This is a genomic window from uncultured Algibacter sp., assembly GCF_905480415.1.
Lineage (GTDB): Bacteria > Bacteroidota > Bacteroidia > Flavobacteriales > Flavobacteriaceae > Algibacter_B.
Map to the genome: position 1 here is coordinate 1 of NZ_CAJQQI010000132.1, position 17,801 is coordinate 17,801.

General features: G+C 32.1%; 19 protein-coding genes. 11 read left to right on the plus strand and 8 right to left on the minus strand.

The window, feature by feature from the left end; genetic code table 11:
- A partial coding sequence (locus tag QZ260_RS08960; protein ID WP_295985277.1) for a GTPase occupies positions 1 to 110 on the minus strand: 110 nt, incomplete at its 3' end.
- Between the two features lie 98 nt (positions 111 to 208).
- On the opposite strand from QZ260_RS08960, the gene QZ260_RS08965 reads away from it, so the two are divergent.
- Positions 209 to 1,684 (plus strand): carboxypeptidase-like regulatory domain-containing protein, encoded by a 1,476-nt coding sequence (locus tag QZ260_RS08965; RefSeq protein WP_295985237.1) that lies wholly within the window; start codon positions 209 to 211, stop codon positions 1,682 to 1,684.
- On the opposite strand, the gene QZ260_RS08970 is transcribed toward QZ260_RS08965, so the two are convergent.
- Entirely contained in the window at positions 1,681 to 1,959 is a 279-nt protein-coding gene (locus tag QZ260_RS08970; RefSeq protein WP_295985239.1) for a hypothetical protein, read from the minus strand. The two genes, QZ260_RS08965 and QZ260_RS08970, sit on opposite strands and share 4 nt — an antisense overlap.
- A 56-nt stretch (positions 1,960 to 2,015) precedes the next feature.
- Positions 2,016 to 2,369: a 4Fe-4S dicluster domain-containing protein gene (locus QZ260_RS08975; RefSeq protein ID WP_295985242.1), complete on the minus strand. Its 354-nt coding sequence runs from the start codon at positions 2,367 to 2,369 to the stop codon at positions 2,016 to 2,018.
- Positions 2,370 to 2,467: 98 nt separating this feature from the next.
- Here QZ260_RS08975 and QZ260_RS08980 point away from each other — a divergent pair, with 98 nt between their 5' ends.
- The 8 genes from QZ260_RS08980 (at position 2,468) to QZ260_RS09015 (ending at position 11,185) form a co-directional block, all read left to right on the plus strand.
- Positions 2,468 to 3,526, plus strand: coding sequence for an acyl-CoA reductase (locus tag QZ260_RS08980; protein WP_295985245.1), 1,059 nt, complete (start codon positions 2,468 to 2,470; stop codon positions 3,524 to 3,526).
- A gap of 75 nt (positions 3,527 to 3,601) precedes the next feature.
- Positions 3,602 to 4,666 (plus strand): 3-phosphoserine/phosphohydroxythreonine transaminase, encoded by a 1,065-nt coding sequence (gene serC / locus QZ260_RS08985; RefSeq protein ID WP_295985248.1) that lies wholly within the window; start codon positions 3,602 to 3,604, stop codon positions 4,664 to 4,666.
- A 130-nt stretch (positions 4,667 to 4,796) separates the two neighbouring features.
- Positions 4,797 to 5,747: a D-2-hydroxyacid dehydrogenase gene (locus QZ260_RS08990; RefSeq protein ID WP_295985250.1), complete on the plus strand. Its 951-nt coding sequence runs from the start codon at positions 4,797 to 4,799 to the stop codon at positions 5,745 to 5,747.
- A gap of 186 nt (positions 5,748 to 5,933) precedes the next feature.
- The gene (locus tag QZ260_RS08995) at positions 5,934 to 6,572 is read left to right on the plus strand and encodes a DUF937 domain-containing protein (RefSeq protein ID WP_295985252.1); all 639 of its coding nucleotides are present in this window, start codon (positions 5,934 to 5,936) and stop codon (positions 6,570 to 6,572) included.
- A 220-nt stretch (positions 6,573 to 6,792) separates the two neighbouring features.
- Positions 6,793 to 7,230, plus strand: coding sequence for a DUF6146 family protein (locus tag QZ260_RS09000; protein WP_295985254.1), 438 nt, complete (start codon positions 6,793 to 6,795; stop codon positions 7,228 to 7,230).
- Positions 7,231 to 7,265: 35 nt separating this feature from the next.
- A complete protein-coding gene (locus tag QZ260_RS09005) occupies positions 7,266 to 7,760 on the plus strand; it encodes a DUF6787 family protein (protein ID WP_295985256.1) in 495 nt (164 codons plus the stop codon).
- 413 nt (positions 7,761 to 8,173) lie between these two features.
- Entirely contained in the window at positions 8,174 to 10,597 is a 2,424-nt protein-coding gene (locus QZ260_RS09010) for a TonB-dependent receptor (RefSeq protein ID WP_295985259.1), read from the plus strand.
- Between the two features lie 18 nt (positions 10,598 to 10,615).
- Positions 10,616 to 11,185: a type 1 periplasmic binding fold superfamily protein gene (locus tag QZ260_RS09015; RefSeq protein ID WP_295985261.1), complete on the plus strand. Its 570-nt coding sequence runs from the start codon at positions 10,616 to 10,618 to the stop codon at positions 11,183 to 11,185.
- Between the two features lie 126 nt (positions 11,186 to 11,311).
- Here the strand turns inward: QZ260_RS09015 and guaB are convergent, their stop codons facing one another.
- The 5 genes from guaB to QZ260_RS09040 form a co-directional block, all read right to left on the minus strand.
- A complete protein-coding gene (gene guaB, locus QZ260_RS09020; protein WP_295985264.1) occupies positions 11,312 to 12,784 on the minus strand; it encodes an IMP dehydrogenase in 1,473 nt (490 codons plus the stop codon).
- Between the two features lie 90 nt (positions 12,785 to 12,874).
- Positions 12,875 to 13,363 carry a hypothetical protein gene (locus QZ260_RS09025; RefSeq protein ID WP_295985266.1) on the minus strand — a complete coding sequence of 163 codons (489 nt, stop codon included), beginning with the start codon at positions 13,361 to 13,363 and terminating at the stop codon, positions 12,875 to 12,877.
- A complete protein-coding gene (locus QZ260_RS09030; RefSeq protein WP_295985268.1) occupies positions 13,364 to 13,891 on the minus strand; it encodes an FMN-binding protein in 528 nt (175 codons plus the stop codon).
- Between the two features lie 173 nt (positions 13,892 to 14,064).
- Positions 14,065 to 15,243: a hypothetical protein gene (locus tag QZ260_RS09035; protein ID WP_295985270.1), complete on the minus strand. Its 1,179-nt coding sequence runs from the start codon at positions 15,241 to 15,243 to the stop codon at positions 14,065 to 14,067.
- A 172-nt stretch (positions 15,244 to 15,415) separates the two neighbouring features.
- On the minus strand, positions 15,416 to 16,279 hold the full coding sequence (locus tag QZ260_RS09040; protein WP_295985272.1) for a hydroxymethylglutaryl-CoA lyase: 864 nt from the start codon (positions 16,277 to 16,279) through the stop codon (positions 15,416 to 15,418).
- 110 nt (positions 16,280 to 16,389) lie between these two features.
- Here QZ260_RS09040 and QZ260_RS09045 point away from each other — a divergent pair, with 110 nt between their 5' ends.
- The gene (locus tag QZ260_RS09045) at positions 16,390 to 17,322 is read left to right on the plus strand and encodes a spondin domain-containing protein (protein ID WP_295985274.1); all 933 of its coding nucleotides are present in this window, start codon (positions 16,390 to 16,392) and stop codon (positions 17,320 to 17,322) included.
- A 205-nt stretch (positions 17,323 to 17,527) separates the two neighbouring features.
- The coding region (locus QZ260_RS09050) for a hypothetical protein (protein WP_295985276.1) at positions 17,528 to 17,801 on the plus strand (274 nt) is incomplete at its 3' end.

Genomic DNA, 17,801 nt, shown 5'->3' on the forward strand with positions numbered 1-17,801 from the left:
GGTTCAATTGTACAAAACGGAAAGTTTGCACTTTGTGCTTTTGCGTTTGACAAACAATTAAACAACGTTGATTTCCCTACGTTTGGTAATCCTACGATACCTGCTTTCATAATAATATAATTTTGCGAGTGCAAATGTAGTCATTTCCATTATTAATTTTTGTAACAATTTTAAGCTTTAATCGTTAGATTAGCATAAACCATATATAATGAAATATATTATAGCCCTAACTATAATTTGTCTTACCAGTTTTAGTATTTATTCTCAAAATATAACTGTTAAAGTTATTGATAGTAAAACTGGAAACCCAGTTCAATTTGCATCAATTAAAACTGGTAAATATAGTGGCGTTATCTCTAATGAAGAAGGGTATTTTACTATTCGCACAGAAGATGAAAAATTAGAAAGTCTTGCCATTTCCTGTCTAGGCTATCAAAATAAAACTATTAACATACAAAAAATCAGGGATCTCGATTTCATAATCAATTTAGAACAAGCCATAAACCAACTTGATGAAGTTTATATTAGTAATAAAGCGCCAAACGCAGATTCTATTATTACAAAAGTAAAAAGTAAACTAGCTATTAACTATAGTAATAATCTTAACAAATACACTATTTTCAGAAGAGCCACAAACTATATTGATTTTAAAAACTTAGAGTTTGAAATTGAAAAAGCATCGCATGTAAAGAAAAAAAATCTTGAATCTGCCAATGATAATTTAAAAGCTTTATCAAAAAAAATTCGTGAGAGTAATATGGTTCAGTTTGAAGATTTTAATGGTGAATTTTACGCGTTAAATAAAGATAGCAGTAAAATTGTAGTAAACAAAGCGACACAATTACTTGATTCTAAAAACGATTTTTCAATAGAGCAAATACAAGAAAAATCACAAAATATTATTTTAAAATACCTTGACACAACTAAAACTTACAAATTAAAATCTGGCCTTTTTAAGATTGAAGATTCTCTGTCTCTGAAAGATGAAAATTCAGAAGAAGAAAATAAAAAAGAATATGAGGTTACTTTATTAAATGAAGAAACAAGGTCTTTTTTGAACCGTTCACAATTTTACAAAAACTCTTTTTTAAACAGCCTATTAAGTTTTGATTTATATGAATACACTTGTAAAGATTTAGCCTACAACAATAACGAACTAACTCATGTCATTAACTTCAAACCAAAAAAATCAAAAGCGATATACACCGGTCAATTATTTATTAGTGATGATACGTATGCTATAACGCGAGTAGATTACAAATACTATAAAAACAGACATGGTACAAAGGTTAACTTAAAACTCATTTTAGGTGTTAAGTACATTGAAAACTTGAGTAAAGGAAAGCTCATATTTGAAAAAGATAGTAGTAATATATATCATCCAAAATACTTAAAACACACCACTGGAAGTTACTTTTATGTAAATAGAGATTTAAAGTTTATTGAAAACAGTAGAGCTAGAAATAAAGTGAGTTTTAGTTTTAAAATTGAAGGTGATAACCGCAATAAAGTAGAACTTTTATTTACTGCAAATAACAAACTAGGCTTACAGAGTTTTGAGGCTATAAAACAAAAGAAAAAAGCACCATACCAACAATTAAGTCGGTTTGAAAAAAGCATTTGGAAAAATGAAGAAACATTAGAGCCTTCAAAAGAAATGAAGACCTTTAATAAACAGAATTAAAAATCATAAACATTTCTTATATAATCACAACGCATTAAATCTAGCCCAACAAAGTATTTTAAAATTTTATAAACACATCCATTACCGTCTTCATAATCATAAAATTCTGTTGAGACTATGTTAGTGGCAGTATAGATAAGTAGAGTTTGGCATTCTGTACTTTCAAAAAATTTTAAGCCATTAGCCGTTGAAGAGATTAATTCCCAAGTACCAATAATATCTGTTTCAAAAGCATTAGAATCAGAACCATCGTCACTCCCACATAATACGAACATTCCAAAAGTTAGTATTTAAAACATTTTTGTTATTTTCTTCATTATGTGTTTTTTATTTATTCTTCTGGATGCATAAAACGTTGTTTTGCTAACAACTCTTCTTCCGTCTCTACAACATCTTCGTCAGGCACACAGCAATCTACAGGACATACCGCTGCACATTGAGGTTCATCATGAAACCCTTTACATTCCGTACATTTATCTGGCACAATGTAGTAAAGCTCATCACTCACAGGCTCTTGCGCCTCGTCAGCATCAACTTCTTCTCCATTTGTTAGTACAACCTTGCCTTCCAAACTTGTACCGTCTTTATAACGCCAATCGTCAGCTCCTTCATATATTGCAGTATTTGGGCACTCAGGCTCACAAGCACCACAATTTATACACTCATCTGTTATTATAATTGCCATAGTAATTTTTTATGTTTTAAAATTTAAGAACTCTATACAGAATCCTTAAATTTGCAATTGCGAAAATAAAGCCAAAACCATTCATAACCAAATTCAGCATGCAATTACAAGAAAGAATTAACGCTTTTGTAAAATTAGGAGATTTTTTAAGGCAATTTTCTAGTGAAGTTACCCAAAAATCAGATAATGTTGAACATAACGATTTTTTCTTTGAAGGCGTTAAACATCAGCTAAAACTAGCTAAAGAGCACAATGGTTGGTTTACTGAAGAGAATATTAAGTTTGCTTTAAAGTCTTGGTCTGACGCATTAAATTTCAGCAATCTTAATACATGGTTAGAGCCATATGCTATTAATAATATTAGCCCAAAAGAAGTTGCTATTATTATGGCAGGTAATATTCCTTTGGTAGGGTTTCATGATTTTTTATCGGTACTTATTTCTGGTCATTCTGTGTTAGTTAAACAATCATCAAATGATAAACACTTACTACCCTATTTAACCAAATATTTAGAGCATGTTGAACCTCAATTCAAAGGGGTAATAAAATTCACAGAAGAAAAGCTTAAAAACTTTGATGCCGTAATCGCAACAGGAAGTAATAATACGGCACGCTATTTTGAATACTATTTTAAAAATAAGCCCTCAATTATTAGAAACAATAGAAATTCTGTTGCTGTTTTAACAGGTAAGGAGACTAGTGCCGAATTAAAAAACCTTTCAGAAGATGTTTTTAGATATTATGGATTGGGATGCAGGAATGTATCTAAACTCTTTGTCCCTAAAGGCTATAAATTTGATGCATTTTTTGAAGCTATCTACCACTGGCATCCTATTGTTGAAAAAGCAAAATACGCGAATAACTACGACTACAATAAAGCCGTATATTTAATGAGCGAATTTGATATGCTAGAAAATGGATTTTTTATGATTAAAGAAGATGAAAGTTATGCATCGCCAATAGCGACCCTCTTCTTTGAATATTATAATGATTTATCAGAATTAAAAGAAACTTTAGAAGCAAAAAAAGAACAAATTCAATGTATCGTTTCAAACGGGTTTATAAAAAATGAAATAGCTTTTGGAGCAACTCAAAAACCTCAACTTTGGGATTATGCGGATGATGTAGATTCTATTAAATTTTTATCATCAATATAACAAAAAAATTATTGAATTCTTAATAAGAAATACTTAATTAATTAGCAACTTTGCATCTTTAAATTTTACTATGATATGAAGAAACATAACTTTAGTGCAGGACCTAGTATTTTACCACCAGAAGTATTATTAAAAGCTTCTCAGGCAGTTGTAGATTTAGATGATAGTGGATTGTCTTTATTAGAAATATCTCATAGAAGTAAAGCTTTTGTAGATATTATGGAAAAGGCTAGAGCCTTGGCTTTAGAGTTACTTGGTTTAGAAGGCAAAGGTTATAAAGCTTTGTTTCTACAAGGCGGTGCAAGTACACAATTTTTAATGGTGGCACTAAATCTTCTTGAAAAAAGAGCTGGGTATTTAAACTCAGGATCTTGGTCTGATAAGGCCATCAAAGAAGCTAAAATTTATGACGATATTTATGAAGTAGGATCTTCAAAAGGAGCAAACTACAATTATATACCTAAAGGTTACGATATACCAACAGATTACGATTATTTTCACTGTACCTCAAATAACACTATTTACGGTACTCAAATGAAATCATTTCCAAAATGTGATATTCCTGTAGTATGTGATATGAGTAGTGATATTTTTTCACGTTCATTAGATTTTTCATATTTTGATTTAATCTATGCTGGTGCTCAAAAAAATATGGGCCCTGCCGGTACTACGCTTGTTATTATAAAAGAAGATATTTTAGGGAAAGTATCTCGTAAAATTCCATCAATGATGGATTATAAAACACATATCAGTAAAGGAAGTATGTTCAATACACCTCCTGTATTTCCTATCTATACATCTATGTTAACTTTAGAATGGCTGAAAGGTTTAGGTGGTATTTCTGCTATTGAAAAAGAAAACGAAAAGAAATCACGTTTAATGTATTCTGAGGTAGATTTAAATCCATTATTCAAAGGTTTTGCTGCTAAGGAAGATAGATCAGACATGAATGCAACGTTCACTCTAGAAAACCAAAATTTAAAAGATACTTTTGAGTCTATGCTAAAAGAAGCAGGTATTAGTGGAGTAAACGGACACCGAAGTATTGGTGGTTATAGAGCTTCTATGTACAATGCCATGCCACTTGATAGTGTAAAAGCGTTGGTAGAAGTCATGAGTGAATTAGAAAGTAAAGCTTAAAAATTTTGCAGTAAACAGGTGCATGTTGCAGTTGCTTACTCAAATGAATAAAAAAAAATTTAATTTTAAGTTGAATTGTTAATCGTTCACAGAACTTTTAATTTTAACTTATAACTCATAACTTAGATAAATGAAAGTATTAGCAAACGACGGAATTTCTCAAAGTGGTATTGATGCCTTAGAAAAAGGTGGTTACGAAGTCATTACAACTACAGTCGCCCAAGAACAACTGATTAACTTTATCAACGAAAAAGATATTACCGTTTTATTAGTGCGTAGTGCAACAACAGTGCGTAAAGATTTAATCGATGCATGCCCAGGATTAAAAATTATTGGTCGTGGTGGTGTTGGTATGGATAATATTGATGTAGAATATGCTAAAGAACAAGGGCGCAGTGTAATTAATACACCTGCAGCTTCTTCACATTCTGTTGCCGAATTAGTATTTGGACACTTATACGGACTAGCTCGTTATTTACATAATTCAAACAGGGATATGCCTCTTGAAGGCGATAGTAACTTTAAAGGTTTGAAGAAGGCTTACGCAAAAGGAACGGAGTTAAAAGGAAAAACTTTAGGTGTTTTAGGTTTTGGTCGTATTGGTCAAGCTACAGCTAAAGTGGCTTTAGGAGCTGGTATGAAAGTAGTTGCTTTTGATCCATTTTTAGAATCAGCTAATTTAGAATTAGACTTCTTTGACGGGCAAACTGTAAATTTTGATATTAAAACCATTTCAAAGGAAGATGTTTTAAAACAATCAGATTTTATTACACTTCACGTTCCTGCACAAGAAGACTATGTTATTGATGAAGCAGAATTTAACATAATGAAAGATGGTGTTATTTTAGCTAACGCAGCACGTGGTGGTGTGTTAAACGAAATAGCATTAGTGAAAGCTATTGAAAGTGGAAAAGTAGCACGAGCTGCTTTAGATGTTTTTGAAAAAGAGCCAAAACCAGAAATGCAATTATTAATGAACCCTGCATTATCTTTAACACCTCATACTGGTGCAGCAACTAACGAAGCTCAAGACAGAATTGGTACAGAATTAGCATCACAAATTATTAGTATCTTAGGATAGTAATTCCCGCTTTCGCGAGAATGGCGATTTCAAATGAAATCTCAATTATAAAATTGAGAAATTATTTTTCAAACAAATTGTGACCTAAATAGAATTACTGAGTCCTAACTAAAGAGGTTGGGACTTTTTTTGTACATTAAGCTTTCAATTTTTATTAAACTTTATTAATTAACACATACAATAATCATGTCTGGAATTTTAGATTTATTAAATAGTGACTTAGGAAAAACTATAATTAACGGTGTAGCTGGATCAACAGGAAACGATACGAACAAAACAAGTAGCGTGTTAACAATGGCTTTGCCTGTTTTAATGAAAGCTATGCAACGAAATGCTTCAACACCTCAAGGTGCAGAAGGACTTATGGGTGCTATACAAGGAAAACATAATGGTAGTATTCTAGAAAATCTTGGTGGATTATTTGGTGATGGTGGTGCTAATGAAGTGAAACAGGATGGTGAAAAAATATTAGGACACGTTCTAGGTGCCAAACAACATGGAGTTGAAAAAATATTAGGAGAAAAATCTGGTTTAGATGCTGGCTCTGTTGCTAACATATTAAAAGTTGCTGCACCAATTTTAATGGGTGTTTTAGGAAATCAAGCAAAACAACAAAACGTAAGCTCTTCTAATGGTATTGGAGATTTATTAGGCGGAATGCTTGGTGGAAATTCACCACAGCAAGAACAAAGCTTTTTAGAATCTATTCTTGATGCTGACGGAGATGGAAGCGTTATCGATGATGTTGCGGGTATGATTTTAGGTGACAGCAAGAAGAAAGGCGGGCTTGGCAGTCTATTAGGTGGCCTTTTAGGAGGAAAATAATATTCTTTAGAAAATAAATTCCAACAAAGAGCTAAACATGATGTTTGGCTCTTTTTTTGTTAAAAACAATTGAAAATCAATATTTAAGGAATGATTTTTGTAAATTTATTAGAAAGCAATCCTTTTACTCCATAGAAGTATAGGTTACCTAATCCTTACTTTTTAAAAGAAGTAATGGTTCTTACATTTAAAAAAAGAGATAAAAAACATATTTACACTCATGAAAAAAATAATTTACACATTACTTATTTCTATTTTTATTTTTAACTGTAACACATCAAAAACTACGACTTCAAAAAAAGATGAACGTTTAGAAAGCTTAAAGCAAAATGATACGGTTAAAATAGCGAATGAAGACATAGAATACGAAATCATGATAATTGAACCAGGCTTTAATTTCTGGTTAGCAAGTACAGCAAGGCAAAGAGGTTACTACACACAACAATTCTTAGAAAATAAAAATATATTTTATGTTGCTGAATGGAATCAGCGTGTACTTCAGCCACAACGTTACAGCTCAAGTTTGTATGAATTACAAATAGATTACCAACAAGGTATAGACTATGGCTACGAGGTTAATTATGTGCTATATAACTACTTTATTTACTTTCAATTAACTTATAATCAAAAATTAGGAGCTTTTATTCCTAGAATTTAAATCACTTTATTTATTTTTGCATCAAAATAAGAAATGTGAATGAATTAAAAGAGAACTGGGAAATAGGTCGGAATTGGCAACTTATTTTTCCATTATTAGGAATATTAGGTTTAGGCTACTCGTCCTTTAGGTTATCCTCTTTATTTTTAAATCAAGACAATATCATATTTAATTTGTTCTCAGTCTCCATTATTTTTTTTGGACTTTTAAAATTAACCCTTTTTATTTTTTCAAAATTAGAAAAAAAGTGGGATGTAAAATACAGATGGGAGCTCATCTCTATTTTCTTAGTGTTTGCTATTACAGGGTCTTCTTCAGTATTTGTGAGCAGACCTCTAATTAAGTTAATAGGTATTAATAAAGAAAATTTACCAACTTTTGCCTATTGGACTTTATATATTTTTATTGGTTTTATCTTTTATCAAATATTGCTCGTTGCTATTGGGTGGTTATTTGGACAACACAAGTTTTTCTGGGATTTTGAAAAAAAGATGTTGCGCAGACTAGGTTTAAAACGATTCTTTGATTAATGAATTTCTATAAGGGACATATAGCTTTTAAAATACTAACCATTCTGTTAGTCATTTTACTATGGGTTCCTTCGACTGTTAAACTTGCACACGTTTTTGATCATCATAAACACGAAATTTGCCAGGGTGATAACAGCACACATATTCATAAAGTCGATTTAGAGTGTGAATTTCAAAAATTCAGTATTACCCATCACTTTCAATTACCGAAAGAATTTATTGAGTTTTTTCAAACGCTCAGCCCTTCTCGTACTTACAATCTAACATATAAATTTCTTAATAATCATCGGTCTTTATCTTTCTCTTTAAGAGGACCGCCTGTTTTAGTTTAAACTAATATCATTTCTCATTTTATTAATATCTGTAAAACAGGAAATGGTGTCAGCATTTATTTTTAAACTAAAATTTTAGTAATGAGATACTATATATTGATTATAACGTGTTGCTTATTTAGCATTACTTATGGTCAAAACTGCAATTACAAGCTTTCTGGTAACATACATGATTTCCATGATGGTTCTGCAATAACTGGTGCCACCATATATATTAAAACCCTCGACAGATATACAACATCTAATATTGAGGGAAATTATACTATTGAAGATCTGTGTAAAGGACTTTTAACTTTTGAAGTATCACATTTAGGATGCGAGACCAAAATAATAAAAGTTCAAATTAATGGAGATACACAATATGAAATTAATATGGAACACCATATTGAAGAACTTAATGAAATTAAAATTGATGCCAGCGGAAACCCTAAGTTAACTAAAACGTCTCAAGAATCCCAGTTAAAAACAAAAACACTTGAACGCTTTAGTGCTTTTAGTCTTGGTGATGCATTGAAACATATAAGTGGTGTATCATCAATTAACACTGGAAACACCATTGTAAAGCCCGTAATTAATGGCTTGCACAGTAGCAGAGTTGTAGTGATGACTAATGGTGTGCGTTTGCAGGATCAAGAATGGGGAATTGAACATGCACCAAACATAGATTTAAATGCAGCAGGTAGTATTAACGTTATTAAAGGAGCTAATTCTTTAGCTTATGGTGGTGATGCTATAGGCGGTGTTATTGTACTGAAGCCTCAAAAAATCAGTTTAAAAGATTCGCTTTATGGAAAAACAATTGTTAGTGGACAAACAAATGGTAGAGGTTATAGTATAGCATCAACCCTAACTAAATCATGGCAAAAGGGGTGGTACTTTACAGGTCAAGCTTCTGCAAAGCGCTTTGGGGATTTTGAAGCTCCAGATTATAGCTTAACCAACACAGGTTTAGACTCTAAAGGCTTTTCTGTAAATACAGGATTTAAAACTTTTGAAAAAGGTTTCAATGTATATTATAGTTATTTAAATAATCAAATAGGTATTTTGAGAGGATCTCATATCGGAAATGTTGAAGATTTAAATAATGCAATAAATCTCCAAAATCTTGTGGGTATAATAAATAAAGAGCCATTAGGTACAGAAGATTTTAGTTATGAAATAAATGCACCAAGACAGGATGTAACGCATCAAATAATAAAAGCGGATTTTTATAAGCGCTTTAAAAAATTTGGACGTTTGGAAGTTCTATATGATTTTCAAAATAACCAAAGGTTTGAATACGATGTTCGTGTGGGTGATGATAGAAATAAGCCAGCTATCGATTTGACTTTGAAAACACATACATTGAAATCTAGTTTAAAAATAGATACCAATACTAATGCTGTTTATAGGTTTGGTCTAGCTTTAGGGTTTCAGAATAATTTTGCAAATCCAGAAACAGGTGTAAGGCGCTTAATTCCTGATTACGATAAATATGATGCTGGTGTTTTTGCTATTTCGAATTTTAAATTAAATGATAATACCAATTTAGATTTTGGATTGCGTTACGATTTTAACAAAATTGATGCAAAAAAATTTTATAGAACTAGCCGTTGGATTGAGCGCGGATATGATGTAGATTTTGCTAATATCGTGATTGATGATTTAGGGACTCAATTACTTGTTAATCCTGTACTTAATTATCATAACGTTTCTGCTTCAGCTGGAATGTCACATAAATTTAATGATAAAAACACTATTATTTTCAATTACGGATTATCAAACAGAGCGCCAAACTCTTCAGAATTATTTAGTGATGGTTTGCATCATTCTGCAGCGCGAATCGAATTGGGCGATTTGCGTATAAAGCAAGAAACATCTCATAGAATTTCCGGTTCATATCAATTTAAAAATAAGTCGTTATCATTGAATTTAGAAAGCTTCTTAAATCATATTAATGATTATATTTTTATTAAACCTACAGGAACAGAGCAAACCATAAGAGGTGCTTTCCCAGTTTGGGATTATATTCAAACCGATGCATTGCTATATGGATTAGATGTAACTGCAAATTATAATTTTAGTAGAAAATGGTTTTTAAATAATAAATCATCTTTTATAAAAGGAAGGGACCTCATTAAAAAAGAGGCGTTAATTGATATACCTTCATTTAAGACTGTTAATGTTTTAGGATACTTAAACAAAAAATGGTTGAATTTTAATGCGGAATTACAAAGCGAATTGATATTAATGCAAAACGATTACCCTAATAATAATTTTGAAGTGTATATTCCAACTACCGAAGAATTTATATTATTAGATATTAGCACGCCACCTCCAACCTACCATTTAATGCATTTTGAAAGTGATATAACAATAAAACTTTCTGAAAAAACAGATTTAAATGTAGGAATTAATGTTACAAATATTTTTAATACTTCTTATAGAGAATACCTTAACAGATTAAGATATTTTGCCGATGATTTAGGAAGGAATTTTATGTTACAATTAAAATTAAATTATTAATAATTAAAAAACAAAAGAATGAAAACTTTAAAAAATTTATCAATATTATTTATGTCTGCATTAGTATTTACAGCATGTTCTAACGATGACGACAATCCAGAACCTGTAAATGAAGAAGAAGTAATAACAACATTAACAGCAACTTTAATACCTGTAACTGGTGGTACTACTGTTACTTTACAGACACGAGATTTAGATGGTGACGGACCAAACGATCCTGTAGTTTCCGTATCTGGAGCTTTAGCTTCTAACACAACATATAACGGAACACTTGAGCTTTTAAATGAAACTGAATCCCCTGCCGAACCTATAAATGCAGAAATTGAAGCAGAAGATGATGAGCACCAATTTTTCTATCAAATAACTAATAGTCTTGCAACTTTTGAGTATACAGATTTTGATGGAGATAGTAACCCTATTGGATTAGAATTTACAGTAACAACTAGTGCAAATTTAGGAACCGGGACACTAACTATTACTTTAAGACACGAACCAAGTAAAAGTGATACAGGCGTAAGTGATGGTGATATTACAAATGCTGGGGGAGAAACAGATATACAGGCTGTTTTTAGTATCTCAGTAGAATAAATATCAGAACAATATTTTATATTTTTGAAATAATAACATTAAAAAAAAGCTACACTAAATTAGTGTAGCTTTTTTATTCTTAAAACATTTAACCTCTTTTATTACGAGATAAATCTTTAGAGCTAATTATCTAGAATAATTAGGAGATTCTTTAGTAATAGTTACATCATGCGGATGGCTTTCGTTTATAACACTTGCGGTAATTTTAACAAACTGTCCCGTTTCTTTTAGGGTTTCAATATCTTTTGCACCACAGTATCCCATACCAGCGCGTAACCCGCCAATAAACTGGTGAATGCTTTCGTACAAATCACCTTTATAGGGCACGCGACCAACAATGCCTTCTGGTACTAATTTTTTGATATCATCTTCAACATCTTGGAAATAACGATCCTTACTACCTTCTTTCATAGCCTCTACAGAACCCATACCTCGATACGATTTGAATTTTCGTCCTTCGTAAATAATCGTTTCTCCCGGAGATTCTTTTGTTCCAGCTAAAAGTGATCCTAACATCACCGTATCTGCACCAGCTGCAATAGCTTTTGGAATATCACCGGTATATCGAATACCACCATCTGCAATTACCGGAACACCTGTACCTTTTATAGCAGCCGCAACTTCCAACACTGCAGAAAATTGTGGAAATCCAACACCCGCAACAACACGCGTAGTACATATAGAACCTGGACCAATACCTACTTTTACAGCATCCGCTCCTGCTTCAACCAAATATTTAGCAGCTGCTCCTGTGGCTATATTACCAACAACAACATCCAGTTCAGGAAACTTTGCTTTAATATCTTTAAGCACACTTACCACACCTTTGGTATGTCCATGAGCCGTATCAATAATAACAGCATCTACACCTGCTTTCACTAAAGCTTCTGCTCTTTCCACGGCATCTGCTGTTACTCCTAAAGCTGCAGCAACTCGCAAACGTCCGTATTTATCTTTGTTAGCGTTAGGCTTCTGACTAAGCTTTGTAATATCTCTAAAGGTTATTAAACCTGATAATTTAAAATTATCATCAACAATTAATAACTTTTCAATTTTATATTTTTGAAGTATTTTTTCAGCGTCTTGTAAAGAGGTTCCAACCGCCGCAGTTACCAATTTTTCACTAGTCATAACTTCAGTTATTGGTCGCTTATTATCATGTTCAAAACGTAAATCACGATTTGTAACAATGCCTTTTAAGGTGCCCTCTTCATCAACAATAGGAATACCTCCAATACTATACTCTGCCATATACTTTTTGGCATGCTTAACTTTAGCTGTAAGTGGCAAGGTAACAGGATCTATAATCATTCCGCTTTCAGCACGCTTTACTCTTTTAACTTTTAGTGCTTGAGCTTCAATTGACATGTTTTTATGCAAAACACCAATACCACCTTCTTGCGCCATGGCGATAGCCATTTTACTTTCTGTAACCGTATCCATAGCTGCCGAAATAATAGGCACGTTTATAGTAATGTTACGGGTAAATTTTGTTTGAATGTTTACTTCTCGAGGAAGTACTTCAGAAAAAGCTGGGACTAATAGAACGTCGTCGTAGGTTAAACCTTCTCCTACTATTTTGTTTTCGTGTGCAGTCATGTCGCAATTATAATTATAATTGCATGCAAATATACAATTTAATAATAGATTAAATTACCTAATTTTTCTTAAGAAATGAACAATAGGTATTTATGCTTTTTGAAATAACTGTTTTGAGATAATTAACGTTGATACGGTAAATGTAAATGTCATTAGTATACCTGAAATCATGACTATATATTTCATCCAAATTATACCAGACCAAAGTAAATAGAGCCCACCAAATGTTAAAACTACGGATACAAAAGGCTCTATAATTAAAAATAGCTTTAACTTTTTATTGAGTTTGGTAATAGAAACAAGCCCGCCAACTAAAAAGAAAATAATGGACATAGATAGGATATGGCTGTGAACTAAGCTAAGCATTTCTTGATCACTCTTTTTGAAACGCATAACCTCAGCGTTTTCATCATATTCATTACCTAAATATTGTTCTTCTATACCACTTGGATTACCAGAAGAGGTTTCGCCCACAAATAATAACCCTGTATAAAACCCAATACTCAATACGATTATAAATACTCCAATTAATAATTTAATCTCTTTAGGGAGTGTAACTATCAATCCATTAATTTCCATTTATAAAATATTTTTATTTTGAAGAATTTTTAAAGATTTTAAGAAATCATTCATGGCATTTGTCATAGAACGTACTGAAATAGTTGCTCCAGAAATAGCTATAATATTATCCCCGAGTTTTAGTTCATCTCCTCCTTTTTTACCAATAAATTGTTTTAACCAACGTGTGCTTCCAATTTCACCTCCATATTCTTCTCTATAGAGTAAAACTTTTGATTTTAAAACGATTAAATCTTTATCAAGTAAAACTAAATAATCAAAAAGTGCTGTTTTACTTGGCGCTTTTGATAAATAAGCATAACCTAAAAGGCTGCCATTAGCTTCTATTTTAAATAGGTTACTGGTTTCGAATTTTGAAGGTAAGTCTTTTGCAGTATCTGAAGGAATTACAACCTCTGTAAAATCAAAAACTTCAACACTGTAGGTTTTAATTATCTCTTTATTTACTCTTTTCTGAATGTTTTTTGGCAAACCAAAAGACATCATGATTAAAGCTATAAATAATATTGAAACCTGTTTAAAATGCATAATACAAAAGTATTGTTTTTTATTGTTCTTACAAGTAAAATGACAAAGCCGAAATTACAAAACTTGATTTTGGCCATTGTCTTGGCTTTGCGTTAGGGATTGAGCAATTGTTGGAGCTCCTCGAAGAGAGCGACTTGTGAAAGCCCGACCCTTGCGGTAACGCACAAATTATATTAAAACCAAACTCCGATTCCGAAATTTAGTCTATTTGCAACATCGCCACCAGAAACGGCATTATCTCTAAATTGGTAATCGCCTTTTAATACAACTCCTGGTGCAAGGTGATAACTTAACCCTGTTGTTAAATCGTTACGATTATAGGCATCATTTTGCTGTAAACTACCATCTGTACCGGCATGAGTATCGTACTGCTCGTATCTTGCAAAAGCAAATAAACGTTGATATTTTTCTTGTGGTAATAAGTTGTATGCTGCTTCTAGATACCACCCTTGTAATGCACTTCCCAAATCTTTACCTGTTAAATTATTATATGCTTCGGTACCGGATAGAGAACCATGAACGTACTGACCACGTGCTGTGAAACGTTGGAAAGCATAACGAGCGTCAAAGCCTATCATGGAAATACCTATGTTGGCCCCATCAATGGCTTCTACATCGTCTTCTGCTTGGGTATCTCCAAAATATCCTGAAAGACCTAAACGCAATCCAGGAAAACCATAATAATCCAATTTCATTGACAATGTTGGACTATCTATAGTAGATTGAATGGCTTTTTGACGACCACTACGTAACCCATTTGAGCCTTTCAGCGCGCCGTTTACGCCTCCATTACCATCGAAAGATGTTGATTTAAAACCATTAAAAACATAAGCTTGATATCCTAAGGACAATTCATTGAATCTACCAGATACACCAAAACCTATTTCTCTCCATGTTGTCGGAACAATTACGTTATCTACAGCTGGTCTTTCTACGCCATTAAAAGTTGTTGGTTCGTGAAATTCATTTATAATACCGAAAGGTACTAACATTAAACCACCACGCAGATTTACATTTGGTGCAACGTTATAATTAATAAAAGCTTGCTCTATAAATACTTCTTCTACATGTTCGAATTCTACTTCTGTTACAAATTGCGTTTTATCATTAAATTTGTAACCAAATAGTAATACTAAGCGTTGTACATCTAACTCGCCGTTTAAAGCTTCTGGTTGATTGTAAGTGAGCTCTCCATAAGCACCAACCGTTACTGCTTTACCATAATTACCTGATAGGATACGTTGCGCTGCATTTAATTGTTTTTGAGGATCGAAAGTGATAGAATCTTGTAAAGTTTGTGCACCTAATACTGAAGCTACTAAGATTGAAAAAAGTAAGGATAATTTCTTCATTTTTATTTGATTTTTTATTTTTATTTAGACTTATTATAAATAATATTTCCATTGAAGATGCAAATATAAGACACATAATTATTTGCACAAAGTTTATTTAGACTAATTTTAAATAGACTTTAAAAACAAGCAATAACATGTTGTTTATCAACAAATTAAATGTGAAAAAAAATTAATGGTAATTATTAAATATTTTAGAAGCTTCGTTATAAGCGCTCTCAAAACTAAGTGCGTTTAAACTATTGTTTTTATTTGATGTGAAGTATGATAAAAGTTTTTCTGTGGGCATATTACCTGTGAGTTCATCTTTGGCCATTGGGCAGCCGCCAAAGCCTTGTATGGCACCATCAAAACGATGACATCCTGCTTGGTAAGCGGCATCAACTTTTTCGAACCAAGTTGTTGGCGTTGTATGCAAATGTGCCCCGAATTCTATATTTGGGTATTTCGGAATTAAATTTGAAAATAGATTATCAATACTTTCTGGATTTGATGTTCCTACAGTATCACTAAGCGATACTATTTTTACGCCCATATTTGCGAGTTTTTCTGTCCACTCTCCCACTATATCAACATTCCATGGATCACCATAAGGGTTTCCAAATCCCATTGAAATATAAACCACAACTTCTTTATTAGTTTTGTTTGCAATTTCTAATATTTCAGAAAGAGTAATTACAGATTGTGCTATGGTCTTGTGCGTATTCCGCATTTGAAAATTCTCAGAAATAGAAAATGGGTATCCTAAATAATCAATTTCTTGATGTTTGGAGGCATCATGTGCACCTCTCGTGTTCGCTATAATGGCTAGAAGTTTACTTGTGGTTTTACTCAAATCTAATTGAGACAAAACAGCTGCAGTATCCACCATTTGCGGAATAGCCTTTGGAGACACAAAACTGCCAAAATCAATCGTATCAAATCCTACACGCAATAATGACTGAATGTATTGTACTTTCTGCGCTGTAGGGATAAATTGCTTTATTCCTTGCATGGCATCACGTGGGCATTCAATTATTTTTATTGCTTTCGACATTTATTCTTTAGGAAATTCAGTTGATAAAAATACCATTATTTTTAAGAATGTAGGTTTTAATAACTAATTACGACACAGATACTATTAATAAGCCATTCTAAAATTTTATCATGAAAAATATTACGCTTCTATTATCCTTTTTAATTTGCACTTTCAGCTTTGGACAAAGCAGTACAGCTAATTACGACATTTCAATAACAACTATCTGGAATTCAATAGACCACACCTCAGTTCCAGGGAATGCACATTGGTCGCCTCTTGCCGGGGCTACTCATAAGAATCCTAATGATATTTTAGAATTTGGAGTGACTGCGCCGCTGACTAATGGAATAAAAAATATTGCAGAAACTGGGAGTACCTCCAGTTTTAATAGTGAAGTTGATGCTTTAATAACGGCTGGTAATGCTGACCAATATTTACAACAAGGATTCTCACCATTTGCAGGAAATAACAGTAATTCAACACTAAGTAATGTTACTGTAAGTGAAAATTTTCCGTTAATAACTTTAGTATCTATGGTAGCTCCTAGCCCTGACTGGTTTATAGCTGTTAATAATTTAAATCTACGTTCTGGAAATAACGCAGTTAATAATGGTTGGAAAGATACTTTTACTGTAGATGTTTTTGCTTACGATTCTGGAACAGATTCTGGAACAAATTACACATCTAGTAACATGTCAACAAATCCAAGAGAACGAATTACTATGATATCCGGATTTCCAATAAACGGAAATAAAATGGCAACAATTACTTTTACATATGCTTCTTCAACATTAAGTGCAGAAAATATAAGTTCTGTTGAAAATTTAAAAATTTTCCCAAACCCGTCTAACGGTCATGTTAATATTTCAAACATTCAAAATATTGAATTAAAATCTATAGAGATTTATAGCGTATTATGGACGTTAGTAAAACAAATTCATGTGAGACAAAATTCATCAAAATTAAACTTAGATTTATCACAATTTAATAAGGGAATGTACTTGCTAAAAGTCTTAAATAAAAATGGAGTAAGCCATACTCAAAAACTCATAATTGATTGACAGTCCTAGAATGAAACATCGTTATTTTTTTAGAATCGTCAATAAAAAGGCCCTGAATTGCTAAATAATCGAGTAAATTAACATGTTAACGTTTTTTTTATAGTTGATATTCGTTTCGGTATACATTTGAGTATAAATATTTTCACCCCAAATGAATATTTTAACCTACAGATTAAACTTTTTAGTGCTTTCGATATTTTTATCGATGTCCACTTGCATCTTTTCTCAAAATGAAGAAGAAGCAAATTGCGGTAATATAACAACTTCAAATGCGATAGCGTTTTACGAAAACATTAAACCTCAACTAAAAAAATACGAAAACGAATTTTTATCAGACAAATCTTCTAGATCTGCTAAAGGGAAAGTTCCAACAAATGTTTTAAATTCTATACCTGTAAAAGTATACATTATCAGAAACTCAGATGGCTCTGGTGGTTTAAATATCTCTGAACTTAATGACGCTATATCAAATCTAAATT